This window comes from Sphingomonas sp. Leaf257 (assembly GCF_001422185.1).
Classification (GTDB): Bacteria; Pseudomonadota; Alphaproteobacteria; order Sphingomonadales; family Sphingomonadaceae; genus Sphingomonas; species Sphingomonas yabuuchiae.
On sequence record NZ_LMMH01000003.1, the window covers coordinates 98,389 to 114,228 of the forward strand.

Sequence of the window (15,840 nt, forward strand, 5' to 3'; positions counted from 1 at the left end):
CCAGGCCGATGGGCAAGAAGAAGCACAAGAAAAAGCAGAAAAAGGCCAAGCTGGACGAACAGCCGGGCACGTCCTCCGGCCCCTCGTCCCTGCACCGGATCGGTCAGGCGCTGCTCGATCAGGCGCGGAGCCCGGCCGGGCGGCAATTGATCGCCACCGGGCTGATCGTCGCGGCCTCGGCCCTCGCGCGCGAGACGACGAAGCGGCCGAGCGACGGCGCAGCATCCTCGCCCGAGCCATCCCAGCCCGAAACACCCGAGCCGCCACAGGAAGGCGGAACCACGAAGTCGGGCATGTCCGAGGTCGTCGCCTTTGCCGGCATGGCGCTATCGGCGCTGGACCAGTTCATCCACCGCTCTCCGTCCGACACGAAGGGGTAAAAGCGGCTCTTCAGGCGGGACGAGTTCGCAGACTCTCCCGTCTCCCCTGGGCGACATGGTCATCAGGTTCGGCCCTTGGCCTTCGACTTCGCCCAGGCTGAACGGGGTCGTGTATCCAGAACCATTCTTCGCTCCGCTCCGCCTGAGCCCGCTCCGCCTGAGCGAAGTCGAAGGCCACGCCGATCCCCAGACGCAGATCGAAACACCGTCAAAGGTGGAAGGTAAATCGGGGGGAGCGACCCAGTCGCTCAACCCCCGGCACCGACGCGCGATGCCGGTTTTCCCGGCGGCTTCCACTCCTGCTTATAACTATCGTTGAAGCGCGGCGATGGGACAGCCTAGGCCGATGTACGGCGGAAGCAAGACAAAAAAAGGGCCGGTCGTGAGACCAGCCCGTGAAAGTTTTTTAGGAGAGGATGCCTGAAAGGCCCGCTCTCTATGCCGAGGCCGGACGATTTACACAAATGCAACCTCATCAATTTTGGTTGCAGGTTTTGCACTCGGCCTGCCAGCGTGATCGATACCGGGATTTGCGAGCCTCTGCCGTGCAATATGCTTTGATCGAAATCAGGATGTTGCCGCTATTTATATCCTGCCCCCCAGATTTCACCTGTCCGATCTTTGGACGATTTTGGCCACCGATCGATGCCATTCTTGAACATCACTCAAATATAAAATCAGTCATAAACCATCTAAATTCGGTCCGATGCTGCACAGAACGGTTGACCTTCTGCGATTGACGGTTAGGTCACATGAAAACAACAGGAGCGTATCATGGCCGACGACCCTATCGATGTGAATGCCGTAGAACTGGCAACTGAGCTGACCATTGCGTGGTTGGGCAATCCCAATACCCGCACCTCGTCGGAAGAGGTTCCGGCGTTCCTCCACAAGATGCACGAGACCGTGTCTTCGCTTCTGGGCAGCGCGCCACAGGCGACCGATGTCGAAGCACCGACCGAATATGTTCCGGCCGTGTCGGTTCGCAAGTCGCTGGCGTCGAAGGATCACATCGTCTCGATGATCGACGGCAAGCCGTACAAGACTCTGCGTCGTCATCTGGCCACCCATGGTCTGACGCCGGAAGAATATCGTGAGCGTTACGGCCTGAAGCCGGACTATCCGATGGTCGCCGAGAGCTATTCGGAAAGCCGTCGCGCGATGGCCAAGAAGATCGGCCTGGGCCGCAAGCCCGGTCCGCGCAACGCTGCGGCCGCCCCCGCCCCGCGCAAGTCGCGCAAGAGCGAGGCCGCCGACGCCGAGTAATCGCGTCGCGATCGATGGATGAAGAACCCGCCCGGCTGCCCATGCTTTTCTCCCGAAGCATGGATGGTCGGGCGGGTTTTCTTTGGGGCACGGCACTCATCTTGGCGGATACGCATTGCAATTGAAGCGGCACCGTCCACCAGCGATGACGGGACGTGATTGATCTTCCGCTTGGGCCGGTCGTTGCCGAACTATCCTGCCTCCCCACCGGGGGCCGACCGCCATGTCGGCGCGGTCATCACGCTCGACCCCCTGTTTACCCAGCATGTCGCCGATCTGTGAGGCGCGGCACATGGCGCGGACGGGTCATGGGCCTATCTGAAATACGGGCCATTCCCGACCCGGCATGACCTTACAACCCATGTCGCGCGCATCAGCGACCTGGAACAGCAGACTTTTTGCCGTCATTCCCAAGACCAACCGACAATCAGATACCCTTCTCTTTCCCCTCGCCCCTCATAGAGGGGAGAGGGTTGCGCAGACTTAGTCTTTGCGAAAGCAAAGGCTTAGTCGCAGCTGGGTGAGGGGTGTGCGCTCGCGAAAGCGGGCGCGCGAGCCAAAGGCTCGCTCAACCCCTCACCCAAGCTACGCTAGCCAGCACGCTGGCAAGCTGCGCTAACCCTCTCCCCTATCCAGGGGAGAGGGAAAAAGACGGGATGAATGTCGATTGCCCCTCCGGCCGGAAGCGGAACCTCGTTCTGCGACATGCCGTCGCGATCGGCTATCGCCGGGGCGTCGGGCTTTGTAATGCGCTGAACGACGCATCCCGATGCGCCGTCAATCGGTTCGGCATTACTTATGAGGGATGTGGCGGAGCTACGGCATCGTCAAGCCCGCCCCCACCCCCTATTGGCCGAACACACCCTTGCGATAGAGCAGCGTGATCGCCACGCGGCGGTTGCGCGGATCGGAGGGATTGCCCGCAATCATCGGTTCGCGGTCGGCCACGCCCTCGATCCGCTCGAACCGCGATTCGGGCAGGCCCCCGGCGGCCAGGCGACGGCGGGTCGACTCGGCGCGGCTGGACGAGAGCAGCCAGTTGTTCATCGCCCGCGGATCGCCGTAAGGCACGCTGTCGGTGTGGCCGCGGATCATGATCGTGTTGGGCACGTCGGCGACCGTCTTGGCGATGGTGCCGATCAGGTCGGACGCCGCCGGGGTCAGGTTCGTCGTGCCGGTCGCGAACATCGAATAATCGGCATTGTCGACCAGATCGATGCGCAGGCCGTCATCGGTCGGGATGAAGCGCACCTGCTGCGCCAGCTTCTTGAGCTGGGGCGTGACCTCCATCTTCTTCAGGAGCTCGCGCTTGATCGCGTCGAAGGTCTTCTGATCCTGCGCCTTGGCGTTGGGATTGCGCAGCGAACCCTTGTCGCCGGTCCCGGCCTTGTCGCCGCCGCCCTCCGACGCCTTGGGCACGATCAGCTGGATACGCCCGGTGATCCCGCTCTGCTGGCGTCCCGCGCCCGGCCCACCGTTGAGCACCCCGCCGCCGATGCCCGTCGACTTGGTGTCGATCAGCGTCGGCGCAAAATAGTCGGCGATGCCCTTGCGCTGCTTCTCGGTGGTCGCACCCAGCAGCCAGAGCAGCAGGAAGAACGCCATCATCGCCGTCACGAAGTCGGCATAGGCCACCTTCCACGCGCCGCCATGATGCCCGCCATGACCATCGGCGATGATCTTCTTGACGATGACGATCTTGGGCGGCTCGTTCTTGCCATGCGGTGCGCGGGCCATGGCTTACTTGCCCCGCAGGCCGTCGAACACCTCGGCGAAGCCGGGCTGGTCCTTGTGCTTGATGCCCGAGCGGGCCGCCTCGATGACCAGCGGCTGGGGATGGCCGTGGAGCGAGGCGATGATGATCTGCTTGACCACGTGATAGATGGCGGCGTCGGCGTCGATCACCTGCTTCAGGCGTCCCGCGAACGGGTTGACGATGCCATAGGCCAGCAGCACGCCCATGAAGGTGCCGACCAGCGCCGAGCCGATCATCCCGCCCAGCACACTCGGCGGCTTGTCGATCGAGCCCATGGTCTTCACGATGCCGAGCACGGCCGCAACGATGCCGAGCGCGGGCAGCGAGTCGGCCAGGCTCTGAAGCGTGCCCTGCGGCCCCTCGACCTCGTGGTGATGGGTCTTGATCGCATTGTCCATGACCTCTTCGACCGCATGCACGTCGAGCGTGCCCGACGACACGACGACCAGGCGAAGCGTGTCGGCGATCAGGTTAACCAGGGTGTGGTCGGCGACCAGCCGGGGATATTCGGCGAAGACGGAAGAGGACTTGGGGTCCTCGACATGCGGTTCCAGCGCGATCGGGCCCTCGGTGCGCAGCATCTTCATCAGCTTCGAGACAAGGAAGATGACGTCGAGATAGTCCTGTTTCTTGTATTTCGGGCCCTTGAAGATCTTGCCCATCGCCCCGCCCAGCGCCTTCAGCTCGGCACCGCTGTTGCCGATGACGAGCGCACCGACGGCCGCGCCGCCGATGATGAGCATTTCGTGCGGGATCGCCTCGAACACGGGGCCGAGCTTGCCGCCGGTGATGGCGAAACCGCCAAACACCATGCCGAGCAGGATGACTAGGCCGATGGCAGGAAACATGGTGAACCGATTCTCCCGAAGACCGGCCGCAGTGCCCGTCAGATCACCGGCCTAGCCTGGTAAGGTCAAAATACAGTTACCGGGCCGATGCCCGGCCGCGATCATTTCAGATAGTCGAACAGCGACAGGCTGCTTAGTTTGGTGAAGCTGGCCTGGGTCGCCTGAAGCACGGTCATCGTCTGTTGCAGCTTCGTAATGGTCTCAACCGGATCGACATCCTCGATGCTGGAGCGCAACTGCGCCCGGTCGGTGCTGGCGGCCTGTTGCAGCCCCTGCTGCAGCTCGACCCGCGCCTCGCGCGCGCCGACCGAGGCCTGCACGGTCGCGACATTGTCGTTGGCCGCCTTCAGCTTGTCCATCGCGTCCTTGACCGTCGCGCTGGCATCGCCGCCCGACTTCAACGCGGTGACGAGGGTGTTGAGGACGTTCAGCGTATCGTCGTTCGCACCCGCCTGGAACACGCGGTCGGCACCGACCGACACGTCGACGCTCTGGCCGTCGGCGATCGGGATATCGGACACATTGGCCTGCGAATAGGTGTAGCGGCCATTGACCATCGTCACCGCATCGGTGCCCGCCGCCGCACCGAACAGCGGCAGGCCGCGCGCGTCCTTGGCATTGGCAAGGCCGAGCAGCGCGTCGCGGATCGAGGCGATCTGGTCGCCCACGCTCGACCGATTGGCGGCGTTCAGGGTGCCGTTCGCCGCCTGGGTCGTCAGCTCCAGCGCCTTCTGCACCTGTTTGCCGATCTGGCCCAGCGTCGTGTCCGCCTGTTGCAGCAACGAGCCCGCCAGCGTCAAATTGGTCTTGTAGACCGCATCGTCGGCATCGCGGCGGTCAAATTCGGCGACCTGGGCGGCGGCGGCGGCGTCGTCCGACGGGTTGGTCAACTTCTTGCCGGTCGAAATCTGGACCTGCAACGCATTCGCCTTGCCGGTCAGTTCGGTCATCCGCCGCGAGGCGGTGTCGTAGAAGAAGCTGGTGGAAATCTGCATGACCGTTACCGCAGCTCGAGAATGGATTGGAAGGTTTCGCGCGCCGCCTGGATCACCCGGCTGGTTGCGGAATAGGCCTGCTGAAAGCGCATCAGCGTCACCGCTTCCGAATCGAGCGTGACGCCCGAGGCCGCCGACAGCGAGGCCTTGGCCCCGTCGCGGATCGCGGACTGCGCATCGGCGACGGTCTGGCGCTGCTTCAGCGTGGTTGCGTTGTCGGTGACGATCTGGGTCAGCTTGTTCTCGAAGCCCGCCGACCCGCGCACGGTTTCCAGCGCGGCCAGATTGTCGGCATTGCGCGAGCCCTGATTGCCCTTTGCTGCCGCGATCTTCGATCCATCGGTCATCAACAGGCTCATCTGCGCGGTGCCTGCCGTCAGGCCGAACATCGCCGTACCGGTTGCGCCGTTCAGGTCCTGGCCGCCGGCCTGAAGGCCGTTGACCGTCTCGACGAAGCTCTTGGCAAGCTGGTTAAAGGCGCCGCGTGCCACGTTGATCCGCTCGGCCCCGTCCAGCATCCCGGCTATCGCGCCGCCGGTCGGCACGAAGTCGCTGATCTGCCCGTTCAAGGCGACCTGGAAGGATACGCTGCCATCGGCGCCGCGCTGATAGGTGACGGCCCCGGTGGAGTCGGTCGCCGCCAGGATCGGCCCGGCCCGATCGCCGAGTCGCACCGTCGCGCGGCCGAGTTCGTCGGTCGTGCTGGTGATGTCGGACAACGCGCTCATCTGGGTCAGGATCTGGTCGCGCTGGTCAGCCAGCTGCGCCGCCGCCGCCGTGCCCGGCTGCGTCCGGCCCAGCCCGTCATTGACGCGGACCAGCGAGGTGGCGAGCGAGGACAGGTCACGGGCCGCCTGCCGCGCCTGACCGTCGAAATCGGCGTTGATCTGGTCGAAGGCCGAGTCGGTTGCGGTAAACGCCGTCGCGGTCGAACGCGCGGTCTCCAGCATCGTGGCGCGCAGCGCGGGCGAGGTCGGCTCGGCCGACAGGGTGCGCGCGGCGGTGAAGAAGGCGGTCAGGCGAGTCTGGACCTGATCGCCGGTCAACGCGCCCTCGATCCGGTTCAGCCAGGTCACGCCCGTCGTGGTGCGCGACAGGTCGGCAGTGGCCGAGCGAACCGCGGCGCTGGCATAGACGTCGGTGGCGCGCGCAATGCCCAGCACCACGACGCCCGAGCCCGCGGAGACCTTGTTCGCCGCCAGACCAGCGGCGGGCGAGATCTCCTGCATCGTGACCGACCGGCGCGAATAGCCGTCCGTTCCGACATTGGCGATATTCTCACCAACGGCGGTCAGCGCGGTCTGATATGCGCGGACGCCCGAAGCGCCGATAGAGAGCAGGTCGCTCATGGTTACTGCGGTACGTTATGTCTGGTTAACGACAGGTTGAGATTTCGCCAGAAAGGCGGTGACGGCCTTGCCGATGCCTAGCGGGGCCTGGGTGGCCATCGTCTGGGCAACCTGTTGATCCTGCATGTCCCGGAACGTGTCCAGCGCCTTGGAGTCGAACATGGTTTCACTCAGCTTGGTCTGGCGCATCGCCTTCAGCATCATGCCGGTGAAGATCGCCTCGAACTGGGTGCCCGCCTTGTCCAGATTGGCGCCGTTCGACAGGCGGCGGGTGTCGGTGGACACCGTGCCCGCGATCGCGGAGGCCGCGGTCGTGGGCGAAGTGGGTGAAATGCTCTGGGTCACAGGACGATCAACTCCGCCTTGAGCGCGCCGGCTTCCTTCAGCGCTTCGAGAATGGCGACCAGGTCGGAGGGGGCCGCGCCGATCGCGTTCACCGCCTTGACGACGTCGGCCAGCTTGGGACCGGGGGCCAGGACGAACATCGGGCGACGCTCTTCCTCGACCGAGACGCCGGACTTCTGCGTCACCGCCGTCTGGCCGCCGCTGAGCGGGCCGGGCTGGCTGACGCGCTGATTCTCGTCGATCTTCACGGTCAGCTTGCCGTGCGTGACCGCCGCCGGGCCGACCCGGACCGCCGAGTTGATGACGACGGTGCCGGTGCGGGCGTTGACGATGACCTTGGCGGGCGGCTCGGCCGAGGTGACGTTCAGATTCTCGATCTCGGACATCAGCGTGGCGCGGACATCGGCGCCCATCGGCGCGCGGACCGCGACCGACACGGCGTCCATCGCCTGCGCGGTGCCCATGCCCAGACGCGAATTGATCGCCTGCGCGACATTCTGCGCGGTGGTGAAGTCGGCGCGCGCCAGGTTGAAGGTCAGGCTGGGCGCGGTGTCGAAGCCGGTGGCGACCGCCCGCTCGACCGTCGCTCCTTCGGGGATGCGACCGACCGAGGGAATGTTGACCACGATCTTCGACCCGTCCGCGCCTTCGGCACCCAGACCGCCGACCGCAAGGTTCCCCTGCGCCATCGCATAGATCTGGCCGTCCGCACCCTGAAGCGGCGTGAGGATCAGGCTGCCGCCGCGAAGCGACTTGGCCTTGCCCATCGAGGCGACGGTGATGTCCAGCTTCTGGCCCGGCTTGGCGAAGGGCGGCAGTTCGGCCGTCACCATCACCACCGCGGCATTCTTCATGCCCGGATTGGCGGTCGGCGGCAGTTGCAGCCCGAAGCGCGAGACCACCGCCTTCAGCGACTGGACGGTATATTCCAGATTGTCGTCGCCCGTGCCCGGCAGACCGACGACGATGCCGTAGCCGGTCAGCTGGTTGGTACGGATGCCCTGGAACCCGCCCAGATCCTTGATCCGGTCGGCCGAGGCCGGACCTGCGATCGCGAAGGTGGCGAAGAGCGCGAGAAAGAAGCGGAGGATCATATGCTATGGCCTCAGAACGGGCTGACGGCTTGGAAGAACCGGCTCAGCCAGCCCTGGCGGCTGGCGCGGGCGACGTCGCCCTTGCCGGTATAGGCGATCTGCGCATCGGCGACGCGGGTCGACTCGACGCGATTGTCGATGCCGACATCGGCCATGCGGACCAGCCCCTTGATCTGGATGAACTCGTCCCCGCGGTTCAGCGTCACGCGCTTCTGCCCCTGGACCAGCATCGTGCCGTTGGGAAACACCTGCGCCACGGTCACGGTGATCTCACCCGACAGCGAGTTGGACTGGTCGGCCGCGCCCGATCCGTTGAAGTTGCGGCTGCCGCTCATGCCGATATCGGTCGACTTGAGCAGCTTGCCCAGCGGGCCGGTGGTCGGCGGGGCCAGGCCCAGATCGCCCTTGGAGCCGAGCTTGGAATTGGCGGACTTGGTTGCCGCCGTCCGCTCGACCAGCACGATGGTCAGGGGATCGCCGACCTTGCGCGCGCGCCACCCTTCGTACAGCGCGGCATAGCCGTCCGACACCTGGAAGATGCCGCCATTGGGCTGGGCGGGCTGCGCGACCGGCTGCATCGGCATCGGGGCCGGGCGCACCGTCGAGAAATCCTCGGCGGGCTTCTTGCGACCGAACAGGCTGGCATGGGCAGGCGCGGGGATCAGCGCGACGGCGACCATGGTGCCCGCCGCCGCCGACAGCGCCAGCTCGGTCCAATAGTCGAAGCGCAGGGTGGGGAAGCGCAGGGTCATGGTCACAGATTCTGGTTCGCGTACTGAAGCATCTCGTCGGTCGACTTGATCATCTTCGAGTTGACTTCATAGGCGCGCTGGGTCTCGATCATGTCGACCAGCTCCTCGACGACGTTGACGTTCGAGCCTTCGAGCATGCCCTGACGGATCTGGCCGCGCCCTTCGAGCCCGGCGACGCCCATGTTCGCCGCGCCCGAGGCGGGGGTTTCGGTCAGGTAATTGTCGCCCTTGGACTGAAGCCCGGCCGAGTTGGGGAAGCTGGCGATCTGGATCTGGCCGATCTCGGCCGCCGCGGTCTGGCCCGGTAGGGTCGCCGAGACGGTGCCGTCGGTGCCGATCGTGATCTGGGTCGTGCCCTCGGGGACGGTGATGCCCGGCATCACCTGATAACCCTCGGCGGTGACCAGCTGCCCCTCGGCCGAGCGCGAGAAATTGCCCGCGCGGGTATAGCCGAGCGTGCCGCCCGGCATCTGCACCTGGAAGAAGCCGTCACCGTCCAGCGCCAGGTCGAGGCTGTTGTTGGTGGTCTGCATCGACCCCTGGGTGTTGATGCGCGCGGTCCCCTGGATCCGCACGCCGGTGCCCAGGTTCAGGCCGGTCGCATATTTGCTTTCGGTCGAGCTGGCCGCGCCGGGCGCGGTGATCGTCTGATAGGCCAGCGTCTCGAACGCGGCGCGATCGCGCTTGAACCCGGTCGTGTTGACGTTGGCCAGGTTGTTCGAAATGACCCGCATACGCATATCCTGGGCATCGAGCCCGGTGCGTGCGACGTGCAAAGCGGCGGAAGACATGTCTCTTTAATCCTCAGCTCGGCAGACGCATCAGCGATGCGCTGTTTTCATCCAACGACTTGGCCTCTTTCATGAGGTTGGCCTGCACCTCGTAGCTGCGCTGGTTCTCGATCATGTCGACCAGCGTCTGGGTCATGTTGACGTTCGACCCTTCCAGCGCGCCCGACTGGACCGTGGCGTCCATGTCCTGCGGCATCGCCCCGCCGCCCTTGACGCGCAGCAGATTGTCGAGACCCTTCACCGTCTGCGTGCCGCGCGTGTCGGCCAGCTTGATGCGGTCGATCACCTGGGGCTGGGTATCCGGCCCCGCGCCCAGCGGCACGATCGACAGCGTACCGTCGGGGGCGACGGCCATCGAATTGTACGGCGGCACCGTGATCGGGCCGTTCTGGCCGATCACCGGATAACCGTCGCCGGTCTGCAGCACGCCCGAGGCCGTGACCTCCAGGTCGCCGCGACGGGTATAGGCTTCGGTCCCGTCCGGGGCCTGCACCGCCAGCCACGCGCTGGACGTCGCGATCGCCACGTCCAGCGCGTTGCCGGTATGCTGGATCGTGCCCGGCTGACGGTCGGCGTCGGTCACTTCCTCGGCGGTGGGCATCCGCGCCTCGAACGCCGCGCCGCCGCCCTTCAGGTCGATGCGGTCGAACACGACGCGGTCGGCGCGGAACCCGATCGTCGAGGCATTGGCCATGTTGTTGGCGATCGCGGTCTGCGCCGCCATATGCGCCCGCATGCCCGTCGATGCCGTATAGACCAGCTTGTCCATCGCGGTTCCCCGTTAGCCCCCGGCGTTCGCTTAGCTGCGGATGTTGAAGATGGTCTGCGAGATCTGGCTCGACGTATCGAGCGCCTTCGCATTCGCCTGGAAATCGCGCTGCGCGGCGATCAGGTTGACCAGCTCCTCGGTGATGTCGACGTTCGACCCCTCGATGGTGCTCGACCGGATCGCGCCGTACGCGCCCTGGTTGGCGGTGCCGAACTTGGCCGCGCCGGACTTGCCGGTCGCCTCCCAATAGCTGTTCCCCTCCTGGCGCAGGCCCGGCATGTTGACGAAGGTCGCCACCGCGACCTTGCCCAGCGCTGCGGTCTCGCCGTTCGAGAAGGAGGCGGTGACCAGGCCGTCGTCGCCGACCGACACACCCGACAACAGGCCCACCGCCTTGCCGTCCTGGGTACGCGAGGCGACCGAGAAGATCGAACCCGACTGCGACGAGCCGGTATAGTCGATCGACAGCGGCTGCGAGATGATCGAGGTGCGCGGGGTGAAATTGTCGAACTTGGTCGCCCCGGTCGGCGCCTTCAGGCTGCCGCCCGAATCGAACGTCATCTTGATCGGGTCCTTCGACCCGCCATTGGTCGTCATCTGCTGATCGCCGACGAAGCTGTAGACCAGCCAGTTGCTGCTGCCGTCCGCAGGCTGGATCGCATTGCCATTGGCATCGACCGGCAGCGGCGCGCGGACATAGTAATTGGTCAGCGTCATGGCATTGCCGGTCGTATCGTAGATCTTGGTCTGGGTCGTATTGTTGTACGTGCCCATATTGGTGCGATCGAACGCGGCGGTCGGTGCGACGGCGGTGCTCGACAGGTTGATGGCCATCGACACCTTCTTGGTGGCGACCGGCGTGCCGCTGGTCGCCGGCAGCTGGAGACTGGTCAGGCCGTCGCTGCCGAACGAGGTGACGTTGCCGTCCTTGTCGACCGGGAACACCTGGACGCGGTTGCCCTGCGTGTCGGTGACGTAATTGTTCGTGTCGACCTGGAACGAGCCGTTGCGCGTATATTGGAGCGTACCCGTGGTGCCGCCGGCCTGCACCGTGAAGAAGCCGTCACCCGAGATGGCAAGGTCCAGCGCGTTCGACGTGCTGGTGTAGTTGCCTTCCTTGAACTCCTGACGGTTGGCCTTGACCACCGTGCCCGAGCCGACCTGCTTGAACGGGTCGGTCGAGAAATTGGCCGCCATCACGTCGGCAAATTCGGCGCGGCTCTTCTTGAAGCCGTTGGTGCCGACGTTCGCGAGGTTGTGCGAGATGACCGACATGTCGGTCTGCGAGGCCTGAAGGCCGCTGAGCGAGGTGTAGAAGGACATGGGCTATCTTCCTGGTGCGTAAAGGGGGATCAGCCGACGGCGCGGACGGCGGAAAGCTGGACCTGGCCCAGACCGGCGACGGTCAGGACCGGCGAGCCGGTGGAGGGCAGCGAGACGGACTGGACGGGCGCCCAGACCAGCGAGCGGCTGGTAACGGCGGCGCTGCCGTTGTTGGCGGACACCGAAATGGTGAAGGGGCCCGATCCGGCGGTCTTGCCGTCGTCGGTCTTGCCGTCCCAGTCATAGCTGGCCGTGCCCGCCTTCTGCGCGCCCAGCGACAGCGACTTGACGACCCCGCCACTGGCATCGGCGATGGTCACCGTCACGTTCGACGCTGCGGCGTCCAGTTCGACCTGGCCCGCCAGGCCGCCGCTGGTGCGGCCATAGGCGGTCGTGCCCTGGGTCAGCACGGTCTTGCCGACATAGTTTATCGCGGCTGCGGGCGTGGTCCCGGTCAGCTTGTTCGCGAGCGATGTCAGCGTGGTGTTCATCTCGGAGATGCCGGCCACGCTGGAGAATTGCGCCATCTGGGCGACCATCTGGGTATTGTCCATCGGCGCGAACGGATCCTGATTCTTGAGCTGCGCGGTCAGCAGCTTCAGGAAATCGGTCTGGCCGAGCGTCGTCTTCTTGGCCGAGGCCGCGGCCGTGGTGCCGCTGGTCGCGCTTCCGGCGCGCGCAATGCCCAGGCTGTCGAGCGTCGAGTCCATCACATCGGATGCCATGATCAGCGTCCCAGCTTGAGGGTATCGAGGATCAGCGACTTGGCCGTCTGCATCACTTCGACATTGTTCTGATAGGTGCGCGAGGTCTCCATCATGTCGACCAGTTCGCGGGTTTCATCGACCGCCGCCTCGAAGACGTTGCCGTCCTTGTCGGCCAGCGGGTTGTTGGGGTCGTGGCGCTTGGTGGGGTCTTCGCCCGCCGTCACGATCTTCTCGACATCGACGGTGGACAGGCCGGTCGCGGCGTCGAAGCTGGTGCGGAACACCGGCTTCATCGTCTTGTACGCGGTGTCGACCGACCCGGCGATGCCACCGGCATTGGCCAGGTTCGATGCGGTGGTGTTCATCCGCACCAGCTGCGCCGACATGGCGCGACCGGCGACCTGGAAGATGGAAAGCGGTCCGTTCGGCATCGCTTATTCGCCCTTCAGCGCACGGGTGATGGTGGAGATGCGACCGTTCAGGAACGACAGCGTCGTCTGATACTGGACCGCATTCTCGGCGAAGGCGGTCTGTTCCTGGTTGAGTTCGACGGTGTTGCCGTCGAGCGAGGTCTGGATCGGCACGCGGTACTTCATCGCATCCGCGATGCCCCGGCCCTGATCCCGACCGCCCTCGACCGAGGCGAGCGCCGCCTTGAAATCGATGTCGCGTGCCTTGAAGCCCGGGGTCGAGGCGTTGGCGATGTTCGACGCCAGCACGCCCATGCGCTGCGCCCGCACCTCCAGTGCGGCACCGTGCACTCCGAAAAGCGTTTCTGCGGCCATCGTTCAACCTCCTTTCCCACGCGGGACTTCGCGATGGCCAAGCCCTCGCAATGACCGTGCCAACTGCTCGATCAGAAGGGCGGCAGGGCGGCGGCAGGCCCGGCCCGGCAAGCGGTTGCCGGTTTTTGCCGGTCGGCGGCAACCAGGCGGCAGAACTCCCGGCAGCCGCCTTGCGCGCCCTTCCCGTGTGCGAATTGGCCCGGTCTTTGCGTGGGTGCGCGCATGACTGCATTTCCTCCGCTTCATCAGTTCTTCGACGCCGCGGCGCTGGCCATCGTGCTGGGCGGAACGCTGATCGCGACGCTGCTGCGCACGCCCTGGCGCGATGCCGGGCGGGCGATGCGCGCACTCGCGGTGCTGCCGAGGCGTCCCTTTTCCGCCGATCCGCTGGTCGAGCAGATCGCGCACCTGTCGCGCATGGCGAAGCGCCAGGGTGTCCTGGCGCTCGACCGCTCGGTCATCACCGACCCCGACATGGCCGAGGCGGTCGCCGCGATCGTCGATGGCGAAGGCGCCGAAGCCGTGGCCGCGCGCCTGAACCTCGCGCGCGCCGCGCGGGTCGAACGGCATGTGGCGACCGCCGATGTCTGGACGGGCGCCGCCGAGATCGCGCCCGCCATGGGCATGGTCGGCACGCTGATCGGCCTGGCGGCCATGTTCGCGACGATGAACGATCCGCAGCGGATCGGCGGCGCCATGGCGATCGCGCTGCTCGCCACGCTCTATGGCGCGCTGTTCGCCAATCTGGTCGCGCAGCCGATCGCGATGCGTCTGCGTCGCGCGGCGCGGATCGAGGCGTTCGAGCGGACCCGGATCGTCACGCCGCTGGCCGCCCTGGCCGCGCGCGAGGCCCCGCGCCCGTCACGCGGGGGCACGGGCCCGGACTCCAAGTCGGGTCCGAAGTCCGGCCCCAATCTGGTCAGTGTCGCATGACCGAGCCGTTTTTTCCCGAAACGCCGCCCGCGCGGCCGATCTGGCTGATCACGCTGGCCGACCTCGCGCTGTTGCTGGTCGGCTTCCTCGTTCTGGTCCAGGCTACGGGTGCGGAACGACGCCCTGCCCTGCTCAACGGCCTGCGCGCGCAGTTCGGCAGCAGCGACCATGTCGACCAGGCGCTGCGGGCGCCCCCTGCCCCGCCGCCCGCCATGCCGGTCGCCACCGCCGCGCTGAACTTCGCCGCCGGGTCCGCCGTGCCGGTCGAGCCCGACGCGCTGTTCGTCCCCTGGGCGCGCGAGGCGCTGGCCGATCCGCGCGTCCGCCTGTCCATCGTCGGCGCGACCGACGGCAGCGCCGCCGATGTCGATCCGGTCACCCGCAGCGCGGTCGTGCTGGCCGCCGATCGCGCCCGCACCGCAGCCGCGCTGATCGGGCCCGCCGCCGCCGACCGCCTGATCCTGTCCACCGCCGGAAAGCCGGGCCCTCGCGTCGCGATGGTCACCCTGGTCTTTGCCGGCGAACCCCCACGGAGACCCTCACGATGATCCTGTCCCTGCTTCTGGCCGGTGCCGCCGGTTTCCAGGATATCGCCGCGCTCGACGCCGCCGTCACCGCCTTTACCGGCCGACCGGTCGGGGTGGAGGGCGGCCCCCGCTCGACGATCGACAACCGGCTGAAGCTCGCCCAGTGCCCGACGGTCGCGTTGTCTTGGCGCACGGAAGCGCATGACGCGGTGGTCGTCACCTGCTCCAGCCCGCAATGGCGCATCTTCGTACCGGTGCTCTCCGCCCCCAGGCCCGCGCCCGAGGCGCGCGTGATCCCGGCGGTGGCGGTGAAGGCCGAACCCGTCATCAAGCGCGGCGACCCGGTCGTGATCGAAGCGGGATCGGACGGCTTTTCCATCACGCGGGAAGGGGTTGCCATGGCCGACGCGGCACCCGGCGGACATTTCCCGGTCCGCATCGAATCCGCCCGCCAGCCGATCCAGGCGGTGGCGCTGGCCAGCGGTCGCGCCACCCTGCCCGGCTGGTCCGAATGAGGGGCGCGGGCGCGGCGGAAAACGGGGAAAAAGCGTAAATTCGCGCTAAAGAATCTCCGGCCCCGGCCGTTATACCCCATGTCAGCGGAACCAGAGGGTGCGGGCATGGTGGAAGTAACAAGGCTGAGTGCCGGGGAAGCGAGGGTCGGGCGGGTCGCCGCCGTGACGCGTCCCAACGCGCTCGCTGAAGCCGCCAGCCCCGCACAGACTCCGGTCAAGGCGAACGACATGAGCGGCGTCAGCAACATGGCCCGCACCCTGGCCGCGCAGCCGCCGGTCGACATGGACCGGGTCGCCCAGATCAAGAAGGCCATCGCCAATGGCGATTTTCCGATCCTGCCGGCGACCATCGCCGACCAGATGATTGCGCTGAAGCTGGACTGGAATGGTAAATGACACGCCGTGACGCCCTGATCCGGGTCATCGAGGCCCTCCACCGCGAAATCGCGGCGCTGAAGGTCAACGACGTGGCCGCGCTGGAACGCGCGACGACCGAGAAGCTGGCCGCGATCGAAGAGGTCGCCGCGCTCGGCACCGGTCCCGCAGGCCCCGAACTGCGCGAGCTGGCCGACGAGGCCAACCGCCTGAACGAGACCTGCCGCATCTATGTGAACCTGATGGCGGCCAATGTGCGCCGCCGCCTGCAGACGCTGACCGGCGATGCGGGCATGGGCTATCGCCCCGCCATGCGCGCCTATGCCTGAT

General features: G+C 66.2%; 20 protein-coding genes. 7 read left to right on the forward strand and 13 right to left on the reverse strand.

Annotated features, from left to right (window positions below; all coding sequences use genetic code 11):
- Nucleotides 1-8 precede the first annotated feature (8 nt).
- Nucleotides 9-380 carry a hypothetical protein gene (locus ASF14_RS04400; protein WP_056432209.1) on the forward strand — a complete coding sequence of 124 codons (372 nt, stop codon included), beginning with the start codon at nt 9-11 and terminating at the stop codon, nt 378-380.
- A gap of 774 nt (nt 381-1,154) precedes the next feature.
- Nucleotides 1,155-1,646: a MucR family transcriptional regulator gene (locus ASF14_RS04405; protein WP_056432212.1), complete on the forward strand. Its 492-nt coding sequence runs from the start codon at nt 1,155-1,157 to the stop codon at nt 1,644-1,646.
- A gap of 846 nt (nt 1,647-2,492) precedes the next feature.
- On the opposite strand, the gene ASF14_RS04410 is transcribed toward ASF14_RS04405, so the two are convergent.
- From ASF14_RS04410 to flgB, 13 genes are all read right to left on the reverse strand, one after another.
- Nucleotides 2,493-3,383, reverse strand: a complete 891-nt coding sequence (locus ASF14_RS04410) for a flagellar motor protein MotB (protein WP_056432215.1) — start codon at nt 3,381-3,383, stop codon at nt 2,493-2,495.
- A 3-nt stretch (nt 3,384-3,386) separates the two neighbouring features.
- Nucleotides 3,387-4,250 carry a flagellar motor stator protein MotA gene (motA, locus tag ASF14_RS04415; protein ID WP_042487297.1) on the reverse strand — a complete coding sequence of 288 codons (864 nt, stop codon included), beginning with the start codon at nt 4,248-4,250 and terminating at the stop codon, nt 3,387-3,389.
- 101 nt (nt 4,251-4,351) lie between these two features.
- Nucleotides 4,352-5,245 carry a flagellin N-terminal helical domain-containing protein gene (locus ASF14_RS04420; protein WP_056432218.1) on the reverse strand — a complete coding sequence of 298 codons (894 nt, stop codon included), beginning with the start codon at nt 5,243-5,245 and terminating at the stop codon, nt 4,352-4,354.
- A gap of 5 nt (nt 5,246-5,250) precedes the next feature.
- A complete protein-coding gene (flgK, locus tag ASF14_RS04425) occupies nt 5,251-6,594 on the reverse strand; it encodes a flagellar hook-associated protein FlgK (protein ID WP_056432221.1) in 1,344 nt (447 codons plus the stop codon).
- A gap of 15 nt (nt 6,595-6,609) precedes the next feature.
- Nucleotides 6,610-6,879 carry a rod-binding protein gene (locus ASF14_RS04430; protein ID WP_236696924.1) on the reverse strand — a complete coding sequence of 90 codons (270 nt, stop codon included), beginning with the start codon at nt 6,877-6,879 and terminating at the stop codon, nt 6,610-6,612.
- A gap of 56 nt (nt 6,880-6,935) precedes the next feature.
- Nucleotides 6,936-8,033, reverse strand: coding sequence for a flagellar basal body P-ring protein FlgI (locus ASF14_RS04435; protein ID WP_056432224.1), 1,098 nt, complete (start codon nt 8,031-8,033; stop codon nt 6,936-6,938).
- A gap of 11 nt (nt 8,034-8,044) precedes the next feature.
- Nucleotides 8,045-8,713 (reverse strand): flagellar basal body L-ring protein FlgH, encoded by a 669-nt coding sequence (locus ASF14_RS04440; protein WP_056432502.1) that lies wholly within the window; start codon nt 8,711-8,713, stop codon nt 8,045-8,047.
- A gap of 74 nt (nt 8,714-8,787) precedes the next feature.
- Nucleotides 8,788-9,576 (reverse strand): flagellar basal-body rod protein FlgG, encoded by a 789-nt coding sequence (gene flgG / locus ASF14_RS04445; protein ID WP_056432226.1) that lies wholly within the window; start codon nt 9,574-9,576, stop codon nt 8,788-8,790.
- A 13-nt stretch (nt 9,577-9,589) separates the two neighbouring features.
- Nucleotides 9,590-10,345: a flagellar basal body rod protein FlgF gene (locus ASF14_RS04450; RefSeq protein WP_056432229.1), complete on the reverse strand. Its 756-nt coding sequence runs from the start codon at nt 10,343-10,345 to the stop codon at nt 9,590-9,592.
- A gap of 30 nt (nt 10,346-10,375) precedes the next feature.
- Nucleotides 10,376-11,668, reverse strand: coding sequence for a flagellar hook protein FlgE (locus tag ASF14_RS04455; protein WP_056432232.1), 1,293 nt, complete (start codon nt 11,666-11,668; stop codon nt 10,376-10,378).
- A gap of 29 nt (nt 11,669-11,697) precedes the next feature.
- Nucleotides 11,698-12,393, reverse strand: coding sequence for a flagellar hook assembly protein FlgD (locus tag ASF14_RS04460; RefSeq protein ID WP_056432236.1), 696 nt, complete (start codon nt 12,391-12,393; stop codon nt 11,698-11,700).
- A gap of 2 nt (nt 12,394-12,395) precedes the next feature.
- On the reverse strand, nt 12,396-12,806 hold the full coding sequence (flgC, locus tag ASF14_RS04465) for a flagellar basal body rod protein FlgC (protein WP_056432238.1): 411 nt from the start codon (nt 12,804-12,806) through the stop codon (nt 12,396-12,398).
- 3 nt (nt 12,807-12,809) lie between these two features.
- On the reverse strand, nt 12,810-13,160 hold the full coding sequence (gene flgB / locus ASF14_RS04470; RefSeq protein WP_056432241.1) for a flagellar basal body rod protein FlgB: 351 nt from the start codon (nt 13,158-13,160) through the stop codon (nt 12,810-12,812).
- Between the two features lie 222 nt (nt 13,161-13,382).
- Between flgB and ASF14_RS04475 the strand changes: the two genes are divergently transcribed.
- From ASF14_RS04475 to ASF14_RS04495, 5 genes are all read left to right on the forward strand, one after another.
- Nucleotides 13,383-14,093, forward strand: coding sequence for a motility protein A (locus ASF14_RS04475; protein ID WP_056432243.1), 711 nt, complete (start codon nt 13,383-13,385; stop codon nt 14,091-14,093).
- Nucleotides 14,090-14,641: a hypothetical protein gene (locus tag ASF14_RS04480; RefSeq protein ID WP_236696925.1), complete on the forward strand. Its 552-nt coding sequence runs from the start codon at nt 14,090-14,092 to the stop codon at nt 14,639-14,641. The genes ASF14_RS04475 and ASF14_RS04480 overlap by 4 nt, the downstream gene beginning before the upstream one ends.
- Nucleotides 14,638-15,135, forward strand: coding sequence for a flagella basal body P-ring formation protein FlgA (locus ASF14_RS04485; RefSeq protein WP_056432246.1), 498 nt, complete (start codon nt 14,638-14,640; stop codon nt 15,133-15,135). Before ASF14_RS04480 ends, ASF14_RS04485 begins: the two co-directional genes overlap by 4 nt.
- 105 nt (nt 15,136-15,240) lie before the next feature.
- Nucleotides 15,241-15,531: a flagellar biosynthesis anti-sigma factor FlgM gene (gene flgM, locus ASF14_RS20610; RefSeq protein ID WP_076714620.1), complete on the forward strand. Its 291-nt coding sequence runs from the start codon at nt 15,241-15,243 to the stop codon at nt 15,529-15,531.
- Entirely contained in the window at nt 15,528-15,839 is a 312-nt protein-coding gene (locus ASF14_RS04495) for a hypothetical protein (protein ID WP_056432249.1), read from the forward strand. The genes flgM and ASF14_RS04495 overlap by 4 nt, the downstream gene beginning before the upstream one ends.
- Nucleotide 15,840 lies beyond the last annotated feature (1 nt).

Bases quoted from the DNA above. Each gene is read 5' to 3' on its own strand.
- flgG (WP_056432226.1), bottom strand. From the start codon at position 9,576: ATGTCTTCCGCCGCTTTGCACGTCGCACGCACCGGGCTCGATGCCCAG.
- ASF14_RS04400 (WP_056432209.1), top strand. From the start codon at position 9: ATGGGCAAGAAGAAGCACAAGAAAAAGCAGAAAAAGGCCAAGCTGGAC.
- ASF14_RS04435 (WP_056432224.1), bottom strand. From the start codon at position 8,033: ATGATCCTCCGCTTCTTTCTCGCGCTCTTCGCCACCTTCGCGATCGCA.
- ASF14_RS04455 (WP_056432232.1), bottom strand. From the start codon at position 11,668: ATGTCCTTCTACACCTCGCTCAGCGGCCTTCAGGCCTCGCAGACCGAC.
- ASF14_RS04480 (WP_236696925.1), top strand. From the start codon at position 14,090: ATGACCGAGCCGTTTTTTCCCGAAACGCCGCCCGCGCGGCCGATCTGG.
- ASF14_RS04440 (WP_056432502.1), bottom strand. From the start codon at position 8,713: ATGGTCGCCGTCGCGCTGATCCCCGCGCCTGCCCATGCCAGCCTGTTC.
- ASF14_RS04475 (WP_056432243.1), top strand. From the start codon at position 13,383: ATGACTGCATTTCCTCCGCTTCATCAGTTCTTCGACGCCGCGGCGCTG.
- ASF14_RS04410 (WP_056432215.1), bottom strand. From the start codon at position 3,383: ATGGCCCGCGCACCGCATGGCAAGAACGAGCCGCCCAAGATCGTCATC.
- flgC (WP_056432238.1), bottom strand. From the start codon at position 12,806: ATGCCGAACGGACCGCTTTCCATCTTCCAGGTCGCCGGTCGCGCCATG.
- ASF14_RS04495 (WP_056432249.1), top strand. From the start codon at position 15,528: ATGACACGCCGTGACGCCCTGATCCGGGTCATCGAGGCCCTCCACCGC.
- ASF14_RS04405 (WP_056432212.1), top strand. From the start codon at position 1,155: ATGGCCGACGACCCTATCGATGTGAATGCCGTAGAACTGGCAACTGAG.
- flgM (WP_076714620.1), top strand. From the start codon at position 15,241: ATGGTGGAAGTAACAAGGCTGAGTGCCGGGGAAGCGAGGGTCGGGCGG.
- flgB (WP_056432241.1), bottom strand. From the start codon at position 13,160: ATGGCCGCAGAAACGCTTTTCGGAGTGCACGGTGCCGCACTGGAGGTG.
- flgK (WP_056432221.1), bottom strand. From the start codon at position 6,594: ATGAGCGACCTGCTCTCTATCGGCGCTTCGGGCGTCCGCGCATATCAG.
- ASF14_RS04450 (WP_056432229.1), bottom strand. From the start codon at position 10,345: ATGGACAAGCTGGTCTATACGGCATCGACGGGCATGCGGGCGCATATG.
- ASF14_RS04485 (WP_056432246.1), top strand. From the start codon at position 14,638: ATGATCCTGTCCCTGCTTCTGGCCGGTGCCGCCGGTTTCCAGGATATC.
- motA (WP_042487297.1), bottom strand. From the start codon at position 4,250: ATGTTTCCTGCCATCGGCCTAGTCATCCTGCTCGGCATGGTGTTTGGC.
- ASF14_RS04460 (WP_056432236.1), bottom strand. From the start codon at position 12,393: ATGGCATCCGATGTGATGGACTCGACGCTCGACAGCCTGGGCATTGCG.
- ASF14_RS04420 (WP_056432218.1), bottom strand. From the start codon at position 5,245: ATGCAGATTTCCACCAGCTTCTTCTACGACACCGCCTCGCGGCGGATG.